Origin of the sequence: Brevibacillus sp. AG (assembly GCF_028369215.1) — a bacterium.
GTDB classification, from domain to species: Bacteria; Bacillota; Bacilli; order Brevibacillales; family Brevibacillaceae; genus Brevibacillus; species Brevibacillus porteri.
Genome location: NZ_JAQMYO010000005.1, coordinates 44,406 through 63,459 on the forward strand (window position 1 = coordinate 44,406; position 19,054 = coordinate 63,459).

The window sequence follows — 19,054 nt, forward strand, 5'->3', positions numbered from 1 at the left end:
TGAATGTATGTGTACAGGGTAGCATTGATTGTAGGTAAAAACGGAAGGATGTACCCTCTTAGTTCCCTCCCTTACAGACTGCGGCTGATCATCTGTGAGGAGCACGATGCGGAAACGCTACCGTCCGAAGTTCGTGTAGATAAAGTAGGAACTAACCTGCCGGAAGTAAACACCTGCGAATCCATATTAAAGGAGAATGAATACATGTCACGTTACACAGGACCTCGTCACAAACTTGCTCGTCGTCTGGGTATCTCCCTCGATGGTACAGGAAAAGACATCAAACGCAACTTCCCTCCAGGTCAACACGGTCACAACAACCGTCGTAAACTGAGCGAGTACGGAATCCAGTTGCAAGAAAAGCAAAAACTGCGCCACATGTTTGGCCTTAACGAAAAACAATTCCGCCGCACTTTCGACAATGCTAGCAAAATGGCTGGCGTAGTGGGCGAAAACTTCATGAAATTGCTGGAATCCCGTCTGGACAACCTGGTATACCGCATGGGCTTTGCTCCAACTCGCCCAGCTGCTCGTCAGTTGGTAAACCATGGTCACTTCCTGGTAAACGGCAAAAAAGTAAACATCCCATCCTACCGCGTACAACCGGGCGATGTAATCTCCATTCGTGAAAAGTCCCGTGGTCTGCAACTGATCAAGGACGCTCTGGAAAGCCGTACTTTCCTGCCGAACTACGTTACATTCAACGATGCTGCTGCTGAAGGTACCTTCACTCGTCTGCCAGACCGTGAAGAAATGCCAGCTGAAATCAACGAAGTTCTGATCGTTGAGTTCTACAGCCGTTAATCGTCTGAGGATAAAAAGAAAAAGAGTAGTGCCGCTTGTCGGCCTGCTCTTTTTTTATTGCCTTCATACACCCGACAACTTTCAACGGTTTTTGACACATTTTGCTATCTCCTTCGCATCTTCTATCCTCTAGGTTCCTCGTATGGTATAATCAGGGGGTATGCTAGGGGGTCGTAGACTATGTCGAATAACCACACATCTTCCTCTGAACCGACGAAGAAAAAGCGACGCAGAAGCCGTGGTAGAACGTTTTGGATCATCTTCCAAATCGTCTTCGTACTCGGGCTAATGGGAGCTGCAGTCGCGGGAGGAATCGTGACAGGTTATGTTGCCGCACTCGTGAAGGACGAGCCTGTGCGCAGCAAGGAGGAACTGGAGAATAAAATCTTCACCAACTATCTGACTGGATTCGCCTACTACAGCGACGGCTCTCTGATCGGCCAATTGCGGGCCGAAGAAGGCGATCGACGTTTGGTGAAGAAAGCAGACGTTTCTCCCTATTTAATTAATGCCATCATTGCAACTGAAGACAAAACCTACTACCACCACTCTGGAGTTTCGCTTCAATCTACCATGCGTGGAGCGATTCAGGAAATTACCAACCAGCCTGTCGTAACAGGTGGTAGTACGATTACACAGCAGCTTGTAAAAAATACAATCCTTTCTGCTGAAGTTAGCCACACCCGTAAGGCCCGTGAAATCTTTACTGCGATTCGGATCGAGCGCATGTTTTCCAAAGATCAGATTCTGGAAGCCTACATGAACGAAATTTACTTCGGAAAAAACGCCAACGGATCAAACGTATACGGCGTTCAGGCTGCCGCAAAAGGGATTTTTGGCAAAGATGTAAAAGAGCTCGGGCTCGCTGAGGGCTCCTATCTTGCGGGCATGATTCAAAACCCAGGTGCCTACTCTCCATTCCGTGCAGAAAGCTATCAGCGCGGGAAGGAACGCCAAAAAATGGTGTTGGATCGCATGCTGGAAAATGGCTACATCACACAAACCCAATACGATGGAGCTCTCGCCAGTGATTTGAAGGCACAGCTAGCAAAACCGACGCAGCAAGCTTATCGAGAAGTACCTTTCTTGATGATGGAAATTGAAGATCGTGCCGCACGTCAACTTGTGGATGCAGACCTCTTGGAAAAAGGTCGAGACAAATCAACCATCGGCCGCAACGAATACCGACAGCTGGTTGAAGAGAAACGTCGCGACATACTGCGAAAAGGGTACAAGATACATACCACAATCGACAAGAGCGTATATGACATCATGCAGGCTGTTGCAGCCGATCCGAAAAACTTCGGTAAGAATCGTACCTATACGATTCGTCGCTCGAACGGCAAAACAGAAAAAATCGAAAATGCTCTGGAAGAAGTCGGCGCAATGCTGATTCACAACAAAACAGGAGCCATCCTCGGCATGATCGGGGGACGTGACTTCAAGGTGGAACAGACGAACCACGCCACCGTACCACGCCAGCCTGGTTCGGCCATGAAGCCACTTGCAGCTTATGCTCCTGCTTTTGAACTGGGATTGCTCCAGCCAGCATCCCCAATCGATGACGCTCCGGTGCTACTCGCTGACGGCCAGAACGGTTCCCATTTACCTAAGAACTGGAACAACAAATGGCAAGGGATGATGAGTGCCCGCGAAGCACTGCGGATGTCCTGGAACATTCCGGCGATCAAGACGTATTTGAAAGTTGGCATTCCAACGGCTCTTGAATACGTGAAGAAAATGGGGATCACAACATTGGTGGATGCTGACAACTATGCAGCCACCGGCGTAATTGGCGGTCTTACTTACGGAACAACTGTCGAGGAAATTACAAACGCCTATGGGACATTCGCAAATCACGGTTCTTTCGTGGATGCCTATCTGATTGACCGAATTGAAGATAACACTGGAAAAGCAATTTATCGCCATGAAACCAAACCTGTGCAAGTGTACAGCGAGCAAACAGCATACTTGATCACTGATATGATGCGTTCCGTTGTCAATAACGGTACAGGTACACACATCCGCAAATACGTGCCGCGCAAAGTCGATGTGGCAGGTAAAACCGGAACAACGAACAACAGCAACGACCTCTATTTCGTCGGTTACACGCCAGAGCTGTCCATGGGGGTATGGGTTGGCTTTGACGAGCCATATCCAATGCCAGACGCGGACAAATATGTTCCGATGGTCGTATGGGGTAAGGTCATGAAGGATGTCATTGCGAAGCATCCGAACCTTTCGCCTCCTGACTCCACCTTTAAAAAGCCGGCAGGAATTGTCAGCGCGACTGTTGACTCGAAATCAGGTCTTTTGCCAAGTGAGCTTTCAAAAGAAGCTGGCCATTTGATCACTGATATATTCAACAGCAAATTCGTTCCAACGAAGGTGGACGACACCCACCAAAAAGCACGACTCATTTCGTATAATGGCGAACGGTATTTGGCGAAGGAAGGAACACCTGAAGATTTTGTTACCGAAGGCGTCTTCTACCGCTCACCTGATCCGCTCCCTACCAAGGAGCAAATTCAAGCGAAAAACAATAGGGTCGCCACCCAACCACCAGATTGGGAGCAACGCCTGCCTGATAAGGAAGACCCTCGTACAGAGCAAGGTGGAACACCATCTTCGCCAAGCGGTGTAACAGCTACGGGCTCAGGCAAGCAAATTACGCTTACCTGGCAATCAGCCAAAGAAGCTGACTTGGTCGGTTATCGCATCTACCGCGCTGATGCGCAGAACAGCTTTGTCAAAGTAGCGACTGTGAAAGATCCATCCGAATTGACTTTTGCCGATACGACTGCAACCCATAGAGATTTAGGCTATTATGTCACTTCTGTGGATATCGCTGGCAATGAATCGCAGCCTTCCGCAATCGCTTCTGTCGGATCTACACAGACATGGCAGTTGCCTGATCCAAATCAAGGTACGGAAACAGGTCTCCCGAATCCGACGGACAATAACGGGAATGGTCAAACAGATCCAGGTGGAACTGCGACGAACCCACCAGATGGATCAGGAGGCACGAATACAAACACAGATTCCGCTTCACCACCTGCTGCTCCGAAATCCTTGTCCATCAAGAATACGCCAAACGGTTGGCAGCTACAGTGGAAAGGAAGCAGCTCGTCTGAGCAGATGTACAACGTATATTTTAGCCCAGACTCAGCAAGCGGCTATTTGCTACTCGGTACAGTCTCTAGCACAAGCTTTACTCACGCAGCAGAAGTACCGAATGGCAGCAACTATTACATTACCGCAGTCAACAGTTACGGAGAATCGCCACATTCTAACATCGTAACTGCCAACACCACAGAATAAACTGGAATAACAACTGACAGAGATGGTTAGACGCCATCTCTGTTTTTCTACAAACGTAAGGGGGGGAACTGATGGAGCACGTCAAACGCTATCATTCATTGAGCCTAATGGTGAACAACAAGGAGCTGCTCGTCGAAGGACCGATTACAGGAAGTCATCTGGCCTCATTACGCTTTGATGAGGGTCTGAAAGCTTTTCGTATCCCTGAACAGCAGCATGAAGCTCTCATCGAAATCGCAGATTTGCCTGAAGGACGCATTATTATTGCACGCGAAGGAGACCTCGTCCTCGGCTACGTTACCTTTCTGCACCCCGATCCACTGGAGCGATGGTCACAAGCGCAACTGCCCGATTTGCTGGAGCTCGGCGCGATTGAAATCAGTCATAAAGTGAGAGCGGGTGGCGTAGGCAAAAAGCTGCTGGAAGTCGGCTTCATGGACGACGCCATGGAAGACTACGTCATTATTACAACGGAGTATTACTGGCATTGGGATCTGAAAGGAACAGGACTCGATGTATGGCAATACAGAAAGGTTATGGAAAAGGTCATGGGCAGCGCAGGCCTTAGTTGGATGGCGACAGACGATCCGGAAATATGCTCACATCCCGCCAACTGTCTCATGGCCAAAATCGGCAAGCGTGTACCGCCAGAAACAGTCGTTGCCTTTGATGCTATGCGGTTTCAAAATCGTTTTCTTTACTAGTTTGGATGCCTTTTGATTCCAGGAGGTCACTCTTATGCGTATTGAAGAGATTATGCGAAAAAAAATTGTCACGATCCAGCCATCCACTACCATCGGAGAAGCGCTTCTTCTCCTCCGCGCAAACAGAATCAGGCATTTGCCTGTCATTGAAAACGACTCACTCGTAGGCATTGTCTCGGACCGTGATCTGCGAGACGCTCTCCCCTCTCGCCTGCTGACGCATGACGATGACGACACCGTCCTGCACAAGCCTGTAGCCGATATCATGAATCAACAAGTTATCACTGCCCACCCACTGGATTTCATCGAAGACGCAGCCCTCCAACTATATGAGCACAAAATCGGCTCGCTACCCATCGTCGAAGGGAATCGGCTCGTAGGATTGATCACAGAATCGGATCTTTTCTCTAGCTTGATCGAACTTTTCGGCGTTAACAAGCCTAGCTCCCATATCGAAGTCGAAGTAGATGACCGCATCGGCATGCTGGCAGAAGTCAGTCAAGTCTTTCGCGATGCACAAGTAAATGTCACGAGCGTTGTGGTCTTTCCTGGGAAACAGCCTGCAAAAAAGAATCTTGTTTTTCGGGTACAGACAATTGATCCACGTATCGTGACGCAATTACTCCTTGAAAAAGGCTTTTCCGTAATCGGACCTACGGAAGGAGGGATACCCCAGTGAGCCGAAATGCTCGTCTGATCTACTCTCCAGACTACACGCAATATTATTTTCATGATGATCATCCGTTTAACCAGCGTCGTCTGCTCCTCACACACGATCTGATGAGCAGTTACGGAATACTCAAAGACTCAGACATCCTGACTCCCCGACCGGCGACAGATGAAGAGCTTGCCCTGGTGCATGACCCACGTTATATCCAATTTGTTCGCGATCAGGGCCATAGTGAACACGAGCTTCCGCAGGCAGCCAGTTATGGCTTGGGAACAGAGGATGTTCCCTGTTTTTCGAACATGCATGAAGCGTCCTCGCTGATCGTCGGAGGTACGTTAAACGCAGTGGACGCGGTTATGAGTGGACAGGCAGAACACGCCTTCAATCCCGCTGGCGGACTGCATCATGCCTTTCGTGGACGCGCCTCTGGATTTTGTATCTACAACGATTGCTCCGTCGCGATCGCTTATTTGCGAAAAAACTGGAATGCGCGTGTGCTGTATATCGACACAGATGCCCATCATGGAGATGGGGTACAGTGGGCGTTTTACGATGACCCTTCTGTACTAACTGTGTCCATTCACGAAACGGGAAAGTATCTCTTCCCGGGAACAGGGAATTTGTCTGAACGTGGAGATGGAAGCGGTTACGGTTATTCTGTCAACGTTCCGCTCGATGCCTTCACGGAAGACGATTCTTTTCTGGAAGTATATGAAGAGCTGGTGTCAAAGCTAACAGCTGGCTTCAAGCCTGATGTCATTCTGACCCAAAATGGTTGTGACGCTCATGCGTTTGATCCCCTCACCCATTTGTCTTGCTCAATGAAAATTTATCAAACCATTCCTCGTCTTGCCCACCGTCTTGCTCATGAATATAGCGACGGTCGTTGGATCGCTGTAGGCGGCGGGGGATACGATATTTGGCGGGTGGTGCCGCGGGCGTGGACGCTGGTATGGAGTGAGATGAGCGATCAGCCTCTGACAGACAGTGATCTTCCCGAAGCTTGGCTCAAGCGCTGGCAACCTGAGACGGATTTGCCCTTGCCACCTCGGCTTTTTGACGAACCATTCCCAACAATCCCACGACGAGCAGAGATCACGGAAAAAAATCGTCTTACGTTAGAACGTGCGATGCTGAACGCACCTATTGGATGAAAAGTAAAAAAAAGCGTGCTGCCCTCGTACCTTTGGGTACTGGTCAGCACGCTTTTTCTATTCCAAACCCTATTTCACTAGCTCTTCCAGCTCAGAAGGTGCAAAGCCTTTTACCGCTTTATCGCCTACGACTGTTACAGGTACACCCATGAAGCCAAAGCGCTCCACTTCCTCTTGATAGGCACGACTCGTCATAACATCGCGCACTTCAAAGGAAACATCTTTTGCTGTCAACCAATTTTTAACCATGTCGCAATCCACACAGTTTTTCGTCGAGTAGACGATCACTCCCGCAGCTGTCGATGCTTGAGAAGCTGTCAGCATATTACGGACAATCGCATACGAGCGCTGGGAAGCCAGCTTGGTAAATTCCACGAAGTTTACATGCGCGGAGCCGTCTGCTTTATCCGACATCGAACGAACAACGACAAACGGCACGCCATTCATCGCACATACTTGTCCGACAGATGCCCCTTCCATTTCGGTACAATGTGCTGCGAATTGCTCATACAGCCATTGCACCTTTTCCCGACTGGCAACGAACTGGTCGCCGGACAAGATACGCCCGCTCACTACTTGAACTCCCGCTTCCAGCTCCTTGCCCGCATCGATCGCTTGCTGCATCAGCCCAGCATCCGCTTGCCAAGTCCATTGCTCTGTAAACGGTATCTGTCCTGGCTCAAAGCCAAGCGGTGTCACATCAATGTCATGTTGGATGCAATCCGTCGAAACGACAATGTCACCAATATTTAATTCAGGGTGAACAGCTCCTGCCACACCTGTGAAAATGACACGTTCTACTTGGAATGAATCGATGAGGATTTGTGTCGTCACGGCAGCATTCACCTTGCCGACACCTGATTTGCACAGCACGACATCCTTGCCTTCCATTTTACCTGTGTAATAGGTAATGCCTGCTTTGGTCGCAGTAGTCGTCTCTTGCATCGCTTCCAAGTAAAGCGCGATTTCTTCATCCATCGCGCCGATAATTCCGTAACGCATTTCCCATCCTCCTCTTGCTGTCAATTGCCTACATCCCTTTGCAATCAAGCTTGCTCGGGCTTAGTGCTCTCCCGATACTCAATTCGATGCGGCAGCAGCACGACATGCTCTTCGACATTCTCGTTATTCATGTACTTGGTCAACAGGCGCATCGCCACCGCACCAATATCATACATTGGCTGTACGACAGAAGTCAGTCGTGGACGTACCATTTCAACCAGACGAATATTATCGTGACCAATGACTTCGATGTCACCTGGCACGTTCAGGCCAGAATCTTGAATGGCGTGGATCGCGCCAATGGCCATCTCATCATTCGCTGCGAAAATCGCCGTTGGCGGATTTTTAAGGGCAAGAAAAGCTTTTGTAGTGGACAAGCCAGATTCATAAAAGTAGTTGCCTGTCGCAATCAGCTCTTCATCCAACTCGATACCCGCATCTTTCAACGCCTTTTTATAGCCTTCATAGCGCATTAACCCTGCCAATGGATCGTTTGCAGGACCCGCGATCATCGCAATGCGCTTGTGCCCGCGTGCAACCAATGCTTCTGTCGCATCGTATGCGGCTTGGAAATGGTCAATGCTAACCGACGGCAGTACGTTGTCTGCATCGCGAGTCGCGGCGAGTACAGTCGGTACAGACGTGCTTGTTAATGCCTGCAAATGATCTTCTTTGATTTCTGCGCCCAGGAACAGAAGCCCGTCCACCTGCTTTTCGAGCAAGGTATTAATGAGCTGCAATTCCTTTTCCATCCGTTGGTCAGAGTTACACAGGATGATGTTGTATTTGTACATGGTAGCGATATCTTCAATCCCTCGCGCCAATTCGGAGAAAAACAAACTGGAGATATCCGGGATGATGACACCAACTGTTGTCGTTTTTTTGCTAGCGAGTCCACGAGCAACCGCATTTGGTCGATATCCCAAGCGCTCAATCGCAGCCAATACCTTTTTTCGGGTCAAAGGCTTTACGTTGGGATTCCCGTTGACTACGCGGGAAACTGTCGCCATCGACACCCCCGCTTCTCTTGCTACGTCGTATATAGTAACCGGCATCATGCACCCTCATTTCCCTATTTTTTGGTTTTCATAAGCGTTTTCATAAATATATGCACCTATGATACGACAAGCCGTATGCCGTTGCAATCGTTTTTGACGGCTTGCGCACCCGTTACTTCATAAGTTTGTTCATCGTTTTCAAAAGCTCATCAATTACTTCATGATCGCCTTGCTGAATGCGATCCATCACACAGCTTTTCATATGTCCTTCGAGGAGCATTTTCCCAACCGCATTTAGTGCAGATTGCACAGCCGCAATTTGATTGAGAATGTCGTCGCAGTAGACATCCTTCTCTACCATTCCGCGAATTCCGCGAACTTGTCCCTCTACCCGATTCAGACGGGAGATGAGATTAGACTTGATTTTATCTGGCCTTTCGGTGGACCGATCAGTCGAGCAGCATTGATGGTTGTCTTCCATATGGCCTATCCTCCTTCACCAATATCAGCACGTAATTCTAGCTTACTTGGTCGCCAATGGTTCGTCAAATGAGAAAGGTCCCCCCGCGCGCAGGAAGGACCCTCAAAACGTAACCGAAAGGTATTCTTATGCTTTCGCTGCCACAATCTCACCTTTGTACAGGCCAGAAGCGAGCAGTTCATCAACGAACTCGTTGAATTGTGGAATGTTCAGCTGTTGCTTTGCATCAGACAGTGCCACATCTGGATCTGGGTGAACCTCTACCATGATTCCATCAGAACCGACTGCGAAGCCTGCTTTTGCGCAAGGCAAGAGCAGATCACGACGACCTGTAGAGTGCGTCACGTCTACAAACACTGGCAAGTGCGTCTCCTGCTTGAGGAGTGGTACAGCAGAAATATCGAGCGTATTGCGTGTCGCTTTTTCATACGTGCGGATTCCACGCTCGCACAGCATGACTTGTGTGTTACCTTCGGACAGGATGTACTCTGCCGCGTAGATGAACTCTTCAATCGTAGCAGAGAGGCCTCGCTTCAAGAGGATCGGCTTGTTCACACGACCTGCTGCCTTCAGCAACTCGAAGTTTTGCATATTGCGAGCACCGATTTGGATGACATCGATGTATTTCGTCGCCATCTCGAGATCTGCTGGCGTCACGATTTCACTGATCGTTACGAGGTTGAATTCATCCCCGATACGCTTGAGGATTTGCAAGCCCTCTTCACCCAGACCTTGGAAGTCGTATGGCGAAGTACGAGGCTTGTACGCACCACCGCGCAGTGTGCGCAGTCCGCGTTTTGCGTGGTTTTCTGCTACTGCTCTTACTTGCTCGTAGCTTTCCACGGAGCATGGACCTGAGATAAGAATCGGATTTTTCCCTCCGAACTCAACGCCTTTTACAGTGATAACAGTATCCTCTGCCTTTTTCTTACGGCTAACGAGGAGTACTTTTTTCTTATCGTCGTCTTGCAGATCTAAGGAAACTTGGAAAATTTGCTTGAACAAATGACGAATCGCATTGTCATTGAAAGGACCTTTATTGTTTTCAACGAGCAGATTGAGCATTTGGCGCTCACGCTCTGGGTCAAAACGGTTGCTGCCCTGTTTTTCTTTTTCTTTGCCGAGCTCTTGAACCAAGGTAGCTCGTTTGTTGATCAATTCAAGAATTTGCAGGTTGATCTCGTCTATCTGCTTGCGCATGGTTTCGATTTGATCGTGTGCCATCTCTCTCCACTCTCCTCTTTTTATATAGGGATTTATCGATAAATTAGGGTAATTATAATCGATTCAAACACCCTTGTCAGCAGTTTAGCGCCAAAAAGCGCGAAAGTAAATTTTTTCTGTTTTTTTATCTTTTCAAATTATTCGTCAAACCGAAGAAGATTCCTTGATTCGACAGGATTCTTTCCCTTTTGAATCGAATAGTTTTGGATATATGTTCTAGCTAAAAGTGATTGTTCCTTTCCGATGCAGTCCAAAATCACCGATAAGTATTGTAAAGACTTTTTGAACAACCTCTTACAAGGAGTGACCTACTTTTGTCTGACATCACAGCCCCTGAGCTTATTTTTTCATTAGATATTGGAACGCGCAGCGTCGTCGGCCTGATCGTAGAAACGACCGGCGAGCAGTACCGCGTATTGGACTGCGCAATTCGAGAGCATGATGAACGCTCCATGCTCGATGGGCAAATTCACGATATTGTCGCCGTAGCTAAGGTGATTCAACAAATAAAAGAAGAGCTGGAAGGAAAATATGGCAAACTACATCAGGTAGCGGTCGCTGCTGCCGGTCGGTCATTGCGCACCCGCCGCGTTCGAGTGGACATGCCGTTAGCCAGACATGCCTTCATCTCTCGTGAAGATGTTGTCGCTTTGGAGTTTTCCGCTGTACAGGAGGCCCAAGCCGCATTAGCCCAAGAGCTAAAGGATCAAGACGTCACCCGCTATTATTGCGTCGGTTACAGCGTCGTCAATTACCATCTGGATGGCGAGTTGATCGGGAGTCTGATTGACCAGCGGGGTGACATAGCAAGCGCAGATGTGATCGCAACTTTCCTTCCACGCGTGGTTGTCGACTCGCTGATTGCTGCTCTGAAACGATGCGATCTGGAAATGCAGGCATTGACACTTGAGCCTATTGCGGCGATTAATGTCCTGATTCCTGTGACCATGCGCCGACTGAATATCGCATTGGTGGACATCGGGGCAGGTACTTCTGACGTAGCGCTGACTGAGGAAGGGGCGATTACCGCTTACGGCATGGTACCTGTTGCAGGTGATGAAATCACGGATGCGCTCATGAACGCCTTTCTCATGGATTTTCCGATGGCAGAAGAAGTGAAGCGTCTCTTATCCACCGAGGAGTCCGTCACCTTCACCGACATTCTCGGCATGGAGCATACGATGAGCGCTACCGAGGTAACGAGTGCGATTGAAGCAGACATCCAGCAACTCGCCGATAAAATTGCCTTTAAAATATTGGAGCTCAACGGAAAAGCTCCGCAAGCGGTCATGCTGATCGGCGGCGGCAGCCTCACCCCTGGGCTTACTGGAAAAGTCGCTCAGGTCTTGAATATCCCTGCCGCCCGTGTTGCTGTCAGAGGCGGCGATGCGATCAAACAGTACGTCGGAGACAATCCTGCGCTCAGTGGACCTGAGTTCGTAACGCCAGTCGGTATCGCTGTTGCTGCGCGTCGTCATCCATTGCGCTATGTAACCGTTACGGTCAATGATACTCCTGTGCGCATTTTCGATTTGCGAAAAATGACATTGGGTGATGCGCTCATTGCATCTGGATTGGATATCCGCCGTCTGTATGGTCGCCCCGGATTGGCGATGACAGTCACCGTAAACGGACGGATGAAAATGATTCCGGGTGGTCATGGGACGGCGCCGGTGATTGAGCGCAACAAAGAGAGCGTCAGTCTCGACACGCCAATCAATGACGGGGACCAAATCATCGTAGTAGCAGGTACAAATGGCGATGATGCACGTGTATTTGCCAAAGATTTATTCGATGAGCTAGACACGCTTGAAGTGATCTGCAATGACCGTCCCTACTCGCTCGGTCCAGTCGTACATGTTAACGGAGCGGTTGCTACTCTCGATACATGGATCTCTGATCGTGCCGAGGTGGACATCCGCCTTCCACGTACTGTCTATGAAGTACTCGAGCTCGCAGAACTGAAAACGTCAGAGGAATCAGGCTTGCGTTTTTCTGTGAATGGACAAGATTATTCGGTTCCGTCCCGTATGGAGGTGATCGAGCTGAACGGAAGACCAGCAGCTTTGACAGATATCGTCCGAAAAGGTGATGTCCTCGTATATCGGCTGGATGAAGTCCCTACCCCTTCCATACAAGATGTCATCCCTTTGGAAGAATGGGTACAGGAGACAATGATCGTACACTTCAATGGTGAACGGGTCGTATTGCCTGTCGCACAAGTAACGATTACCGTAGACGGAAATGCGGCGAATGCCTCTGATCCCGTGAGCGAAGGTGCCGACATCACGGTAAAATCCTCACCTGCGTCTACACCTGTGTTTAGCGACGTCTTCCGTTTTGTCGATGTTTCCTTGGAAAAGCCCGACCGTGAGAGTATCTCCGGATTCGTCATGCTCGTCAACGGCGAACAAGCCAACTTCCAGACAGAATTGAAAAGTGGAGACAAGTTGGAGTTATTCTGGGAATAGTCTATCCAGCGTCCTTTTTCTCCATGCAAAAAGCCGGATTCACCTCGCTTATCGGGTGTCCCGGCTTTTTGCTTTACTCAAGAGCTGTCCGACTTTATTTATCGTCAGCAGCTTTTTTTCCTGTATGAATGATTATGCGTTGAGCGCCTGGCCAATCGCGTCCTTTGTAATTTTCCAGTGAGACGTGTGCCATTTTACTTCGCCGTCTTCCAGCAAAAAGATTTGCGGGGATTCGTGTTTGATGGAAAAACGATCCGCTACGGCGTTGGAGACAGGGCGATCCTCTCGTACCAGAATGACCGCAGATTCCACTTGATTGTTCAACAAATACGCCTGAAACTCTTCATAAGCAGACGTACTGATTGGGCAAATCGTGCTATGCTTAAACAAAAGCTTTTTCCCATTTTTCGCTACGAACTCATCCAGTTCTTCAATGGAGTGAAGCTGTATTTGTGACATGATTCATCTCTCCTTATCTTATGTGCCTATCAGTATACATAAGTCCAAGCAGCAAAGTCTACATTTGCGGTGCAGTGGAGAAATGAAAAAAGAGATACCTCTCTTCCAGGCATCTCTTTATCCTTACACCATAATTTTCGTGAGACGTTCGCGTAGCTCCAACATCCATTTTTCATCGCCAAGGGACTGCGCCAACAAAAACAGATCCAATAGCTCGTTGACTTTTTCACCAAGTAATTCTCTTACGGTCGAATTCACCTTCTCATTAGCAATCAATACCAATAAGTTGGATAACTCTGACATTTCCTCGAATTCGACTGCCTTGCGCTGCGGATGTTGGCCCAGTTCCTCCATGAGTGACTTCAAATCATCCTTAATCACATCTACCACTTGGGAATGGTCACAGTCTTCGTCCACGCAGACGTGTACAGGTACATTCATAATTTTAACCCGTTTCCGGTACACGACGTTGCGCAGCTCGATCTCCATTTCGTTCCCGCAGCGGCTGCATCTCTTTTGCACGGTGTTCACCCCTATATCTACTTATGTATGCCTCTCATACTATTCGAGAAGCCTCCTTTCAATCCTGCTAAAGAACAGGTGGTACTTGGTGGATATAGAGTCAGATATAGACTAGAGTCAACATAGTGGAGGAGAAGAAAAAGCACAGTTCTCTTCGACTCTGACACGCCAGCATGGGGGGAACTGTCCGTCTACACTTAAAAAAGGGGACCGTCGAGCCAAAGCCACCCTACGGGCGGAAGATTCTCAAGGAAGAAGTGTTCGACAAGCGTGGTCCCCTTTTTTAAGTTCCGACTGGGTAGGCGTTGTCAAGGTCTACGAGCCCTGTGCTTTTTCTTCTCACCAGCTTTGTGCGTTCATCGGTACCTTTGAAAACTAGCAACAACTTAAACATACTAAAAAAGACGATGCTAGCAAGCAGCATCATCTTTCTTTTGCGATCAAACTTCAATCTCACGCGTAGATAGCGTTTACTTTTTCACAATGCGGACAAACAGCGACTTTCCCTGCTTTTCCGTCTTCATCTTCTACACGATAGCCAGTAATTTGCTCGGAAAAACAAAACAGACATTCTGTATTGAAGTCCATATCGTACTGCGCTTTCCACACAATGGATTTAAAGTCTTCGCCAACATTAATCGTAATTTGGACCAACTCATGCTGCAGGCTCGATAATGATCTTTGCATCACATAAACATCCTTTCATACTTGCAAAGTCTTTTGGTATCCTCTAGCTTTTCCTGCTTTTCAGAATAATAAACATCGAGAACTGCAAGAGTATGAAAAAGAGAGATTCCCCAAACAATTTTCTTAAAAATGGGCGGATGCCCGGTTCGGTCCTATGCGATCACCCATATGTTGTAGATGTAAGCACAAGAGGCTTAACACACATATGAGGAGGATGTTTATTCGATGAGCGGCATCTTTAATGGAGAATTCGACGGCTTCACTCTGGTTTTGATTCTTTTCATCCTGCTGGTTATTATCGGGTGCAGCTGCGACTAATCTTTCTTCCCCGAAGATATAGCCATATTCAGCAGGTCCTTGCATATACATGAAATACCGAATCCTTCAAGCGCGTTTCCTCCGCAAGCTACCCTCGCCAGTGGGTAGCTTTTTTCTGTTTGAGTTGTGTACAATGGATATGAATGATATGGAAAGCGAGGGATCCCCTTCCTATGAAAGATCCACGAATTGAAAAACTGGCTGACGTCCTTGTCAATTATTCGGTGACTGTCAAGCCTGGTGAAAACGTTTTAATTTACTCCATTGGCAACGTTACCGATTTGACAAAAGCCGTTATTGCCAAGGTATACGAAGCTGGGGGAAATCCGTTTGTTCAACTGATCGACCAATCCGTTCAGCGCGAACTTTTGATGGGTGCCAACGAAACACAATTGGGTATCATGCGTGAAGCAGATGTGGCTTTCATGAAGCAAATGGATTGCTACATTGGCATCCGCGGCGGCGACAACATCAGCGAGCTCTCTGATGTGCCTGGAGACAAAATGCAGCTGCACTCCAAGCTGCTAGCGCGTCCTGTACTGGATATTCGCGTACCGCATACCAAATGGGTCGTGCTTCGCTATCCAAATGCATCTATGGCTCAGTTGGCTAACATGAGCACCGCCGCTTTCGAAGATTTCTATTTCAAAGTGTGCACACTTGATTACGGCAAGATGGATAAGGCCATGGACAGCCTGGTCGAGCTGATGGAGAAAACCGACAAGGTACGTATCGTAGGGCCAGGCACCGATCTGACCTTCTCCATCAAAGATATTCCTGCAATCAAATGTGCAGGCGAAGCCAACATCCCTGATGGAGAAGTATTCACTGCTCCTGTCCGTGATTCTGTCAACGGTACGATCGCGTACAACACGCCATCTCCTTACCAAGGCTTTACATACGACAATATCAAGCTGACCTTCAAGGATGGCAAAATCATCGAAGCAACTGCCAACGATACAGAAAAGATTAATGAAATCTTTGATACCGATGAAGGTGCCAGATTCGTTGGGGAGTTTGCGATTGGTGTGAATCCGTACATCCAAAACCCGATGAAAGACATCCTCTTCGACGAAAAAATCGATGGAAGCTTCCACTTTACACCAGGACAGGCATACGATGAAGCGTTTAACGGAAACAAATCCTCCGTACACTGGGACTTGGTCATGATTCAACGCCCTGAGTGGGGCGGAGGAGAAATTTGGTTTGACGATCGCCTGATCCGCAAAGACGGACGTTTCGTTGTACCAGAGCTCGAATGCCTCAATCCAGAAAACCTTAAATAAATGAAAATAAGCGAAGGGCTCATTGTTCACAAGACATGAGCCCTTCGCTTTATGTGGCTAAACGGAATAAGCTGGTTGTTTCATCAAGGAAGTCATTTTTTGTTCCATGAAGGAAATCGTTGACTCCAGATGATGAATGGTATACTCCCAGCAAAAACGTTGATATTCGTCAAAATTCACTTCCAGCTTTTTATAAGAGGCCTTACTTTGTTGGAGCAATTGACGTTGCGTATCCAAACAGCCCTCTAGCAAATCCTTTTGTTCGTCGATCGTGCGGCTCTTGCCGAAGAAAATCTTAACCAGCATGTCTGAGCGCAATACTGGCGGCAAGATAGGCGTCTGGATTTCTTGACGGAAAGATTGTTTTCCGGCTTCTGTAATACGGTACAAAATCTTGTTCGGCTTGCCAGACTGAATGATTTCTTGCTTCGTCACGAAGCCTTCTTCCTCCAGTTTGCGCAATGCTGGATAAATAGCACCAAAGCTAGCGTCATAAAAGAATCCAATGCTGTTTGTAAACGCTTGCTTAATATCGTAGCCACTCATTTCCCCATAGCTCAAGAAACCCAGTATGATCGTTTTAACATCCATCTCTTCGCATCCTCCGTTACCGTTCTTTTTCTCTCTCTAGCGGCTAGGACTTAGCCTTTATGTTCAAAATATTCTTTAACTACATGTTATTATAAATGGATTTAAATAATTATACCAATGCTATTTCTTTATTATATCAATCAAAATTAATGATATATCCTTCACGTGACTAGAAATTGGGCGTCCCTTCCCACTCCACTCCCCATAAGATGATACATACCTATCTGCTGTAGGGGGAGAGATCGGTGAAAAGTAAAAAATGGTCCCAATATACGCGGGTAAAGTACCCTGTGAGCAGCAGCAGTCTGCACCCATTCAATTTCTTCGTTCCCATTGTCGAGCGAGTTCAAGAAGGAGTAGTCTCCATCGTGACCGAAGATGCTCCCCATTCCAAAGACGTGGATTCGTTAATTCGCAGCCTTATTGATCAAGAGGATAATTCTCCACCCACGGAACGAAGCTTTGGCTCCGGATTTCTTTTTCATCCGAAAGGGTATATCTTGACGAGCGAGCATGTCATCGGTAAATCCAAAAACATTTTCGTGAAGCTATATAACGGTAGAGTGTTTGAAGCCAAACGCATTATAGCTGATCGAGTCCGGGATTACGCCGTCATCAAAATTGATGCAGACTGCAAGCTATATCCACTGCCACTAGGCAACTCCTCTCATACAAAAGTAGGAGAATGGGTCATCAGCGTCGGTTCACCATTTGTGTTCAAAGAGACAAAAAACGAGCCTGGTTCCGGGCCAAATACAGCGCAAATTGAACGGGACGAGCGATCGCCTTTTTGTATAGTCCCATGTTACCCATCTGGCGAAAAACCTCTCTCCCCGGCTTGGGGTTCACTTCGATTAACCACGCACGTCCGTCCACATCCACCCCAATATCCAGACCGAATTCCATCATGCGACCGAAATAATCCTCGAGCGTCTTTGCTACCTCGAAAGCAAGCTGATAACATTCCTGCTTGATCTGCTCTCCCCGCTCCTCTCCAAATCGCTTGAACATAAACCATTCAAAGGGAATCGCTCTGCCTCCCCCATGCAAATTGGAAGTAGCACTGCCGTTCTCCCCCATACGTACTGCGCAGCCTGTCACCACCCACTCCCCACGCTCGTCCTTTTGAATCAATAACCGTACATCGGCGACATGCTTGCGTAGCAGCCCCAGGTTCAAACCTTGCTGCACCAGGAAATTGCCATCGCGAATACGCTGTTCCGCCACCCACGTTTTGACCCATTTTTCCACGCCTTCCACCGTATCAATCCGAGCTACATGATGGTTATGTTTTTTGTCACGTCCGGAGAGGCTATAGTCCTTGCCGCTGCTCTTCACTCTGAGGATACTTCTTCCCCCTGTGCCATTGCCTGGCTTGACATAGACGAGCCCATGGCGTGCGAGCATGTTTCGGACCAAGCCTTTTTCGTAAATATGTGTCTCCGGAATCCAGCGTTTGACACGATCATCGGAAGCGAGTAGATTCGTCACTCTCCATTTCTTACTGAACGGACTGTTTGCAAAGAAAAACAGATCGCTATTCCGCAGCCGGATATACTCTTTTACCCTACGTCGGTACCGATCGATTACGACTTCTGGCCAAGGGAAAGATTTACTTATCCAGCCCCCGTTCGGTTTGGGGATGAAGCCCTTGATCTTTCTTGCGGGAACATTGACGTCCTGATGCGAAAACAGGTAGATTACTGCGCCTAGCTTTTGCCCTGTTTGAACCAACCTTCGCAAATAATCTGGTTCCTCAAAGCGTACACCCTCCCGCCAGGTTAAAATGCCGATTACCCGTTTAGAAAGCATCGTAACACCCTCTTCGCTTCTTATTTCGCGATTAGTGTATGTGTGGACACCTTATTGGGAAACATTTGTCCATGAAAACGGGCTTGACTACTCAACCATAGACAAAGTGTCATTCCAACTTTTCGTTACTTACTTTTTTCAAGCTAATCTGTTAGAATAAAGGGCAACAATAATGCTGCTAGATAGAGGTGACGCCGATATGAGTCAAGATTTTTCTGGCGAACACATGTGTCCAAAATATGAATGTGCAATAAACGTCCTTGGAAAGCGCTGGACCGGCCTGATTATTCATGTGTTGCTACGTGGGACTGTACGATTCAAAGATATCCGCGAAATGGTTCCGCATATGAGCGATAAAATGCTCTCTGAAAGGCTGAAAGAGCTGGAGGAGCTGGAAATTTTGGAGCGCAAAGTGTACCCAGAGATCCCGGTTCGCATTGAATACGAATTGACCGAAAAAGGAAAAGATCTGCGTCCTGTCATTGATTCCATTCACGAATGGGGCCAAAAATGGATGTAGCATAACCCCACTTGTCCAAGACGGATAAGC

18 protein-coding genes and 1 pseudogene are annotated in these 19,054 nt (G+C 48.0%); 10 read left to right on the top strand and 9 right to left on the bottom strand.

What is annotated here, in order from left to right; all coding sequences use genetic code 11:
* The first annotated feature begins 204 nt into the window (after positions 1-204).
* From rpsD to POF51_RS14155, 5 genes are all read left to right on the top strand, one after another.
* Positions 205-804 carry a 30S ribosomal protein S4 gene (rpsD, locus tag POF51_RS14135; RefSeq protein WP_016742106.1) on the top strand — a complete coding sequence of 200 codons (600 nt, stop codon included), beginning with the start codon at positions 205-207 and terminating at the stop codon, positions 802-804.
* A gap of 180 nt (positions 805-984) precedes the next feature.
* Entirely contained in the window at positions 985-4,125 is a 3,141-nt protein-coding gene (locus POF51_RS14140) for a penicillin-binding protein 1A (RefSeq protein WP_069847587.1), read from the top strand.
* 71 nt (positions 4,126-4,196) lie between these two features.
* On the top strand, positions 4,197-4,829 hold the full coding sequence (locus POF51_RS14145; protein WP_069847589.1) for an acetoin dehydrogenase: 633 nt from the start codon (positions 4,197-4,199) through the stop codon (positions 4,827-4,829).
* A gap of 34 nt (positions 4,830-4,863) precedes the next feature.
* Positions 4,864-5,508, top strand: a complete 645-nt coding sequence (locus POF51_RS14150; RefSeq protein ID WP_069847591.1) for a CBS and ACT domain-containing protein — start codon at positions 4,864-4,866, stop codon at positions 5,506-5,508.
* Positions 5,505-6,653, top strand: coding sequence for an acetoin utilization protein AcuC (locus POF51_RS14155; RefSeq protein WP_069847593.1), 1,149 nt, complete (start codon positions 5,505-5,507; stop codon positions 6,651-6,653). Before POF51_RS14150 ends, POF51_RS14155 begins: the two co-directional genes overlap by 4 nt.
* 69 nt (positions 6,654-6,722) lie before the next feature.
* On the opposite strand, the gene POF51_RS14160 is transcribed toward POF51_RS14155, so the two are convergent.
* From POF51_RS14160 to POF51_RS14175, 4 genes are all read right to left on the bottom strand, one after another.
* Positions 6,723-7,655 carry a 5'-methylthioadenosine/adenosylhomocysteine nucleosidase gene (locus POF51_RS14160; RefSeq protein WP_069847595.1) on the bottom strand — a complete coding sequence of 311 codons (933 nt, stop codon included), beginning with the start codon at positions 7,653-7,655 and terminating at the stop codon, positions 6,723-6,725.
* Positions 7,656-7,699: 44 nt separating this feature from the next.
* Complete coding sequence (gene ccpA, locus POF51_RS14165; protein ID WP_017250448.1) at positions 7,700-8,710, bottom strand: catabolite control protein A; 1,011 nt, start codon at positions 8,708-8,710, stop codon at positions 7,700-7,702.
* Positions 8,711-8,825: 115 nt separating this feature from the next.
* Positions 8,826-9,134, bottom strand: a complete 309-nt coding sequence (locus POF51_RS14170; RefSeq protein WP_007720961.1) for a metal-sensitive transcriptional regulator — start codon at positions 9,132-9,134, stop codon at positions 8,826-8,828.
* Positions 9,135-9,260: 126 nt separating this feature from the next.
* On the bottom strand, positions 9,261-10,358 hold the full coding sequence (locus tag POF51_RS14175; RefSeq protein ID WP_017250449.1) for a bifunctional 3-deoxy-7-phosphoheptulonate synthase/chorismate mutase: 1,098 nt from the start codon (positions 10,356-10,358) through the stop codon (positions 9,261-9,263).
* 314 nt (positions 10,359-10,672) lie between these two features.
* On the opposite strand from POF51_RS14175, the gene POF51_RS14180 reads away from it, so the two are divergent.
* Complete coding sequence (locus tag POF51_RS14180; RefSeq protein ID WP_271755625.1) at positions 10,673-12,829, top strand: cell division protein FtsA; 2,157 nt, start codon at positions 10,673-10,675, stop codon at positions 12,827-12,829.
* 132 nt (positions 12,830-12,961) lie between these two features.
* Here POF51_RS14180 and ytxJ read toward each other — a convergent pair whose 3' ends face one another.
* From ytxJ to POF51_RS14195, 3 genes are all read right to left on the bottom strand, one after another.
* Positions 12,962-13,288 carry a bacillithiol system redox-active protein YtxJ gene (ytxJ, locus tag POF51_RS14185; protein ID WP_069847599.1) on the bottom strand — a complete coding sequence of 109 codons (327 nt, stop codon included), beginning with the start codon at positions 13,286-13,288 and terminating at the stop codon, positions 12,962-12,964.
* A 123-nt stretch (positions 13,289-13,411) separates the two neighbouring features.
* Complete coding sequence (locus POF51_RS14190; protein ID WP_017250452.1) at positions 13,412-13,810, bottom strand: hypothetical protein; 399 nt, start codon at positions 13,808-13,810, stop codon at positions 13,412-13,414.
* A 453-nt stretch (positions 13,811-14,263) separates the two neighbouring features.
* Positions 14,264-14,497: a hypothetical protein gene (locus tag POF51_RS14195; protein ID WP_017250454.1), complete on the bottom strand. Its 234-nt coding sequence runs from the start codon at positions 14,495-14,497 to the stop codon at positions 14,264-14,266.
* 225 nt (positions 14,498-14,722) lie between these two features.
* Here POF51_RS14195 and POF51_RS14200 point away from each other — a divergent pair, with 225 nt between their 5' ends.
* Positions 14,723-14,815, top strand: coding sequence for a YjcZ family sporulation protein (locus tag POF51_RS14200; RefSeq protein WP_017250455.1), 93 nt, complete (start codon positions 14,723-14,725; stop codon positions 14,813-14,815).
* 173 nt (positions 14,816-14,988) lie between these two features.
* Positions 14,989-16,101: an aminopeptidase gene (locus POF51_RS14205; RefSeq protein ID WP_069847601.1), complete on the top strand. Its 1,113-nt coding sequence runs from the start codon at positions 14,989-14,991 to the stop codon at positions 16,099-16,101.
* A 57-nt stretch (positions 16,102-16,158) separates the two neighbouring features.
* Here POF51_RS14205 and POF51_RS14210 read toward each other — a convergent pair whose 3' ends face one another.
* The gene (locus POF51_RS14210; protein ID WP_017250457.1) at positions 16,159-16,692 is read right to left on the bottom strand and encodes a PadR family transcriptional regulator; all 534 of its coding nucleotides are present in this window, start codon (positions 16,690-16,692) and stop codon (positions 16,159-16,161) included.
* 398 nt (positions 16,693-17,090) lie between these two features.
* Here POF51_RS14210 and POF51_RS14215 point away from each other — a divergent pair.
* A pseudogene (locus tag POF51_RS14215) lies at positions 17,091-17,345 on the top strand (trypsin-like peptidase domain-containing protein); the annotation flags it as partial.
* Positions 17,346-17,409: 64 nt separating this feature from the next.
* Here POF51_RS14215 and POF51_RS14220 read toward each other — a convergent pair.
* A complete protein-coding gene (locus POF51_RS14220) occupies positions 17,410-18,504 on the bottom strand; it encodes a YheC/YheD family endospore coat-associated protein (RefSeq protein WP_069847606.1) in 1,095 nt (364 codons plus the stop codon).
* A gap of 199 nt (positions 18,505-18,703) precedes the next feature.
* Here POF51_RS14220 and POF51_RS14225 point away from each other — a divergent pair, with 199 nt between their 5' ends.
* Positions 18,704-19,024: a winged helix-turn-helix transcriptional regulator gene (locus POF51_RS14225; protein WP_017250460.1), complete on the top strand. Its 321-nt coding sequence runs from the start codon at positions 18,704-18,706 to the stop codon at positions 19,022-19,024.
* The last annotated feature ends 30 nt before the right edge of the window (positions 19,025-19,054 follow it).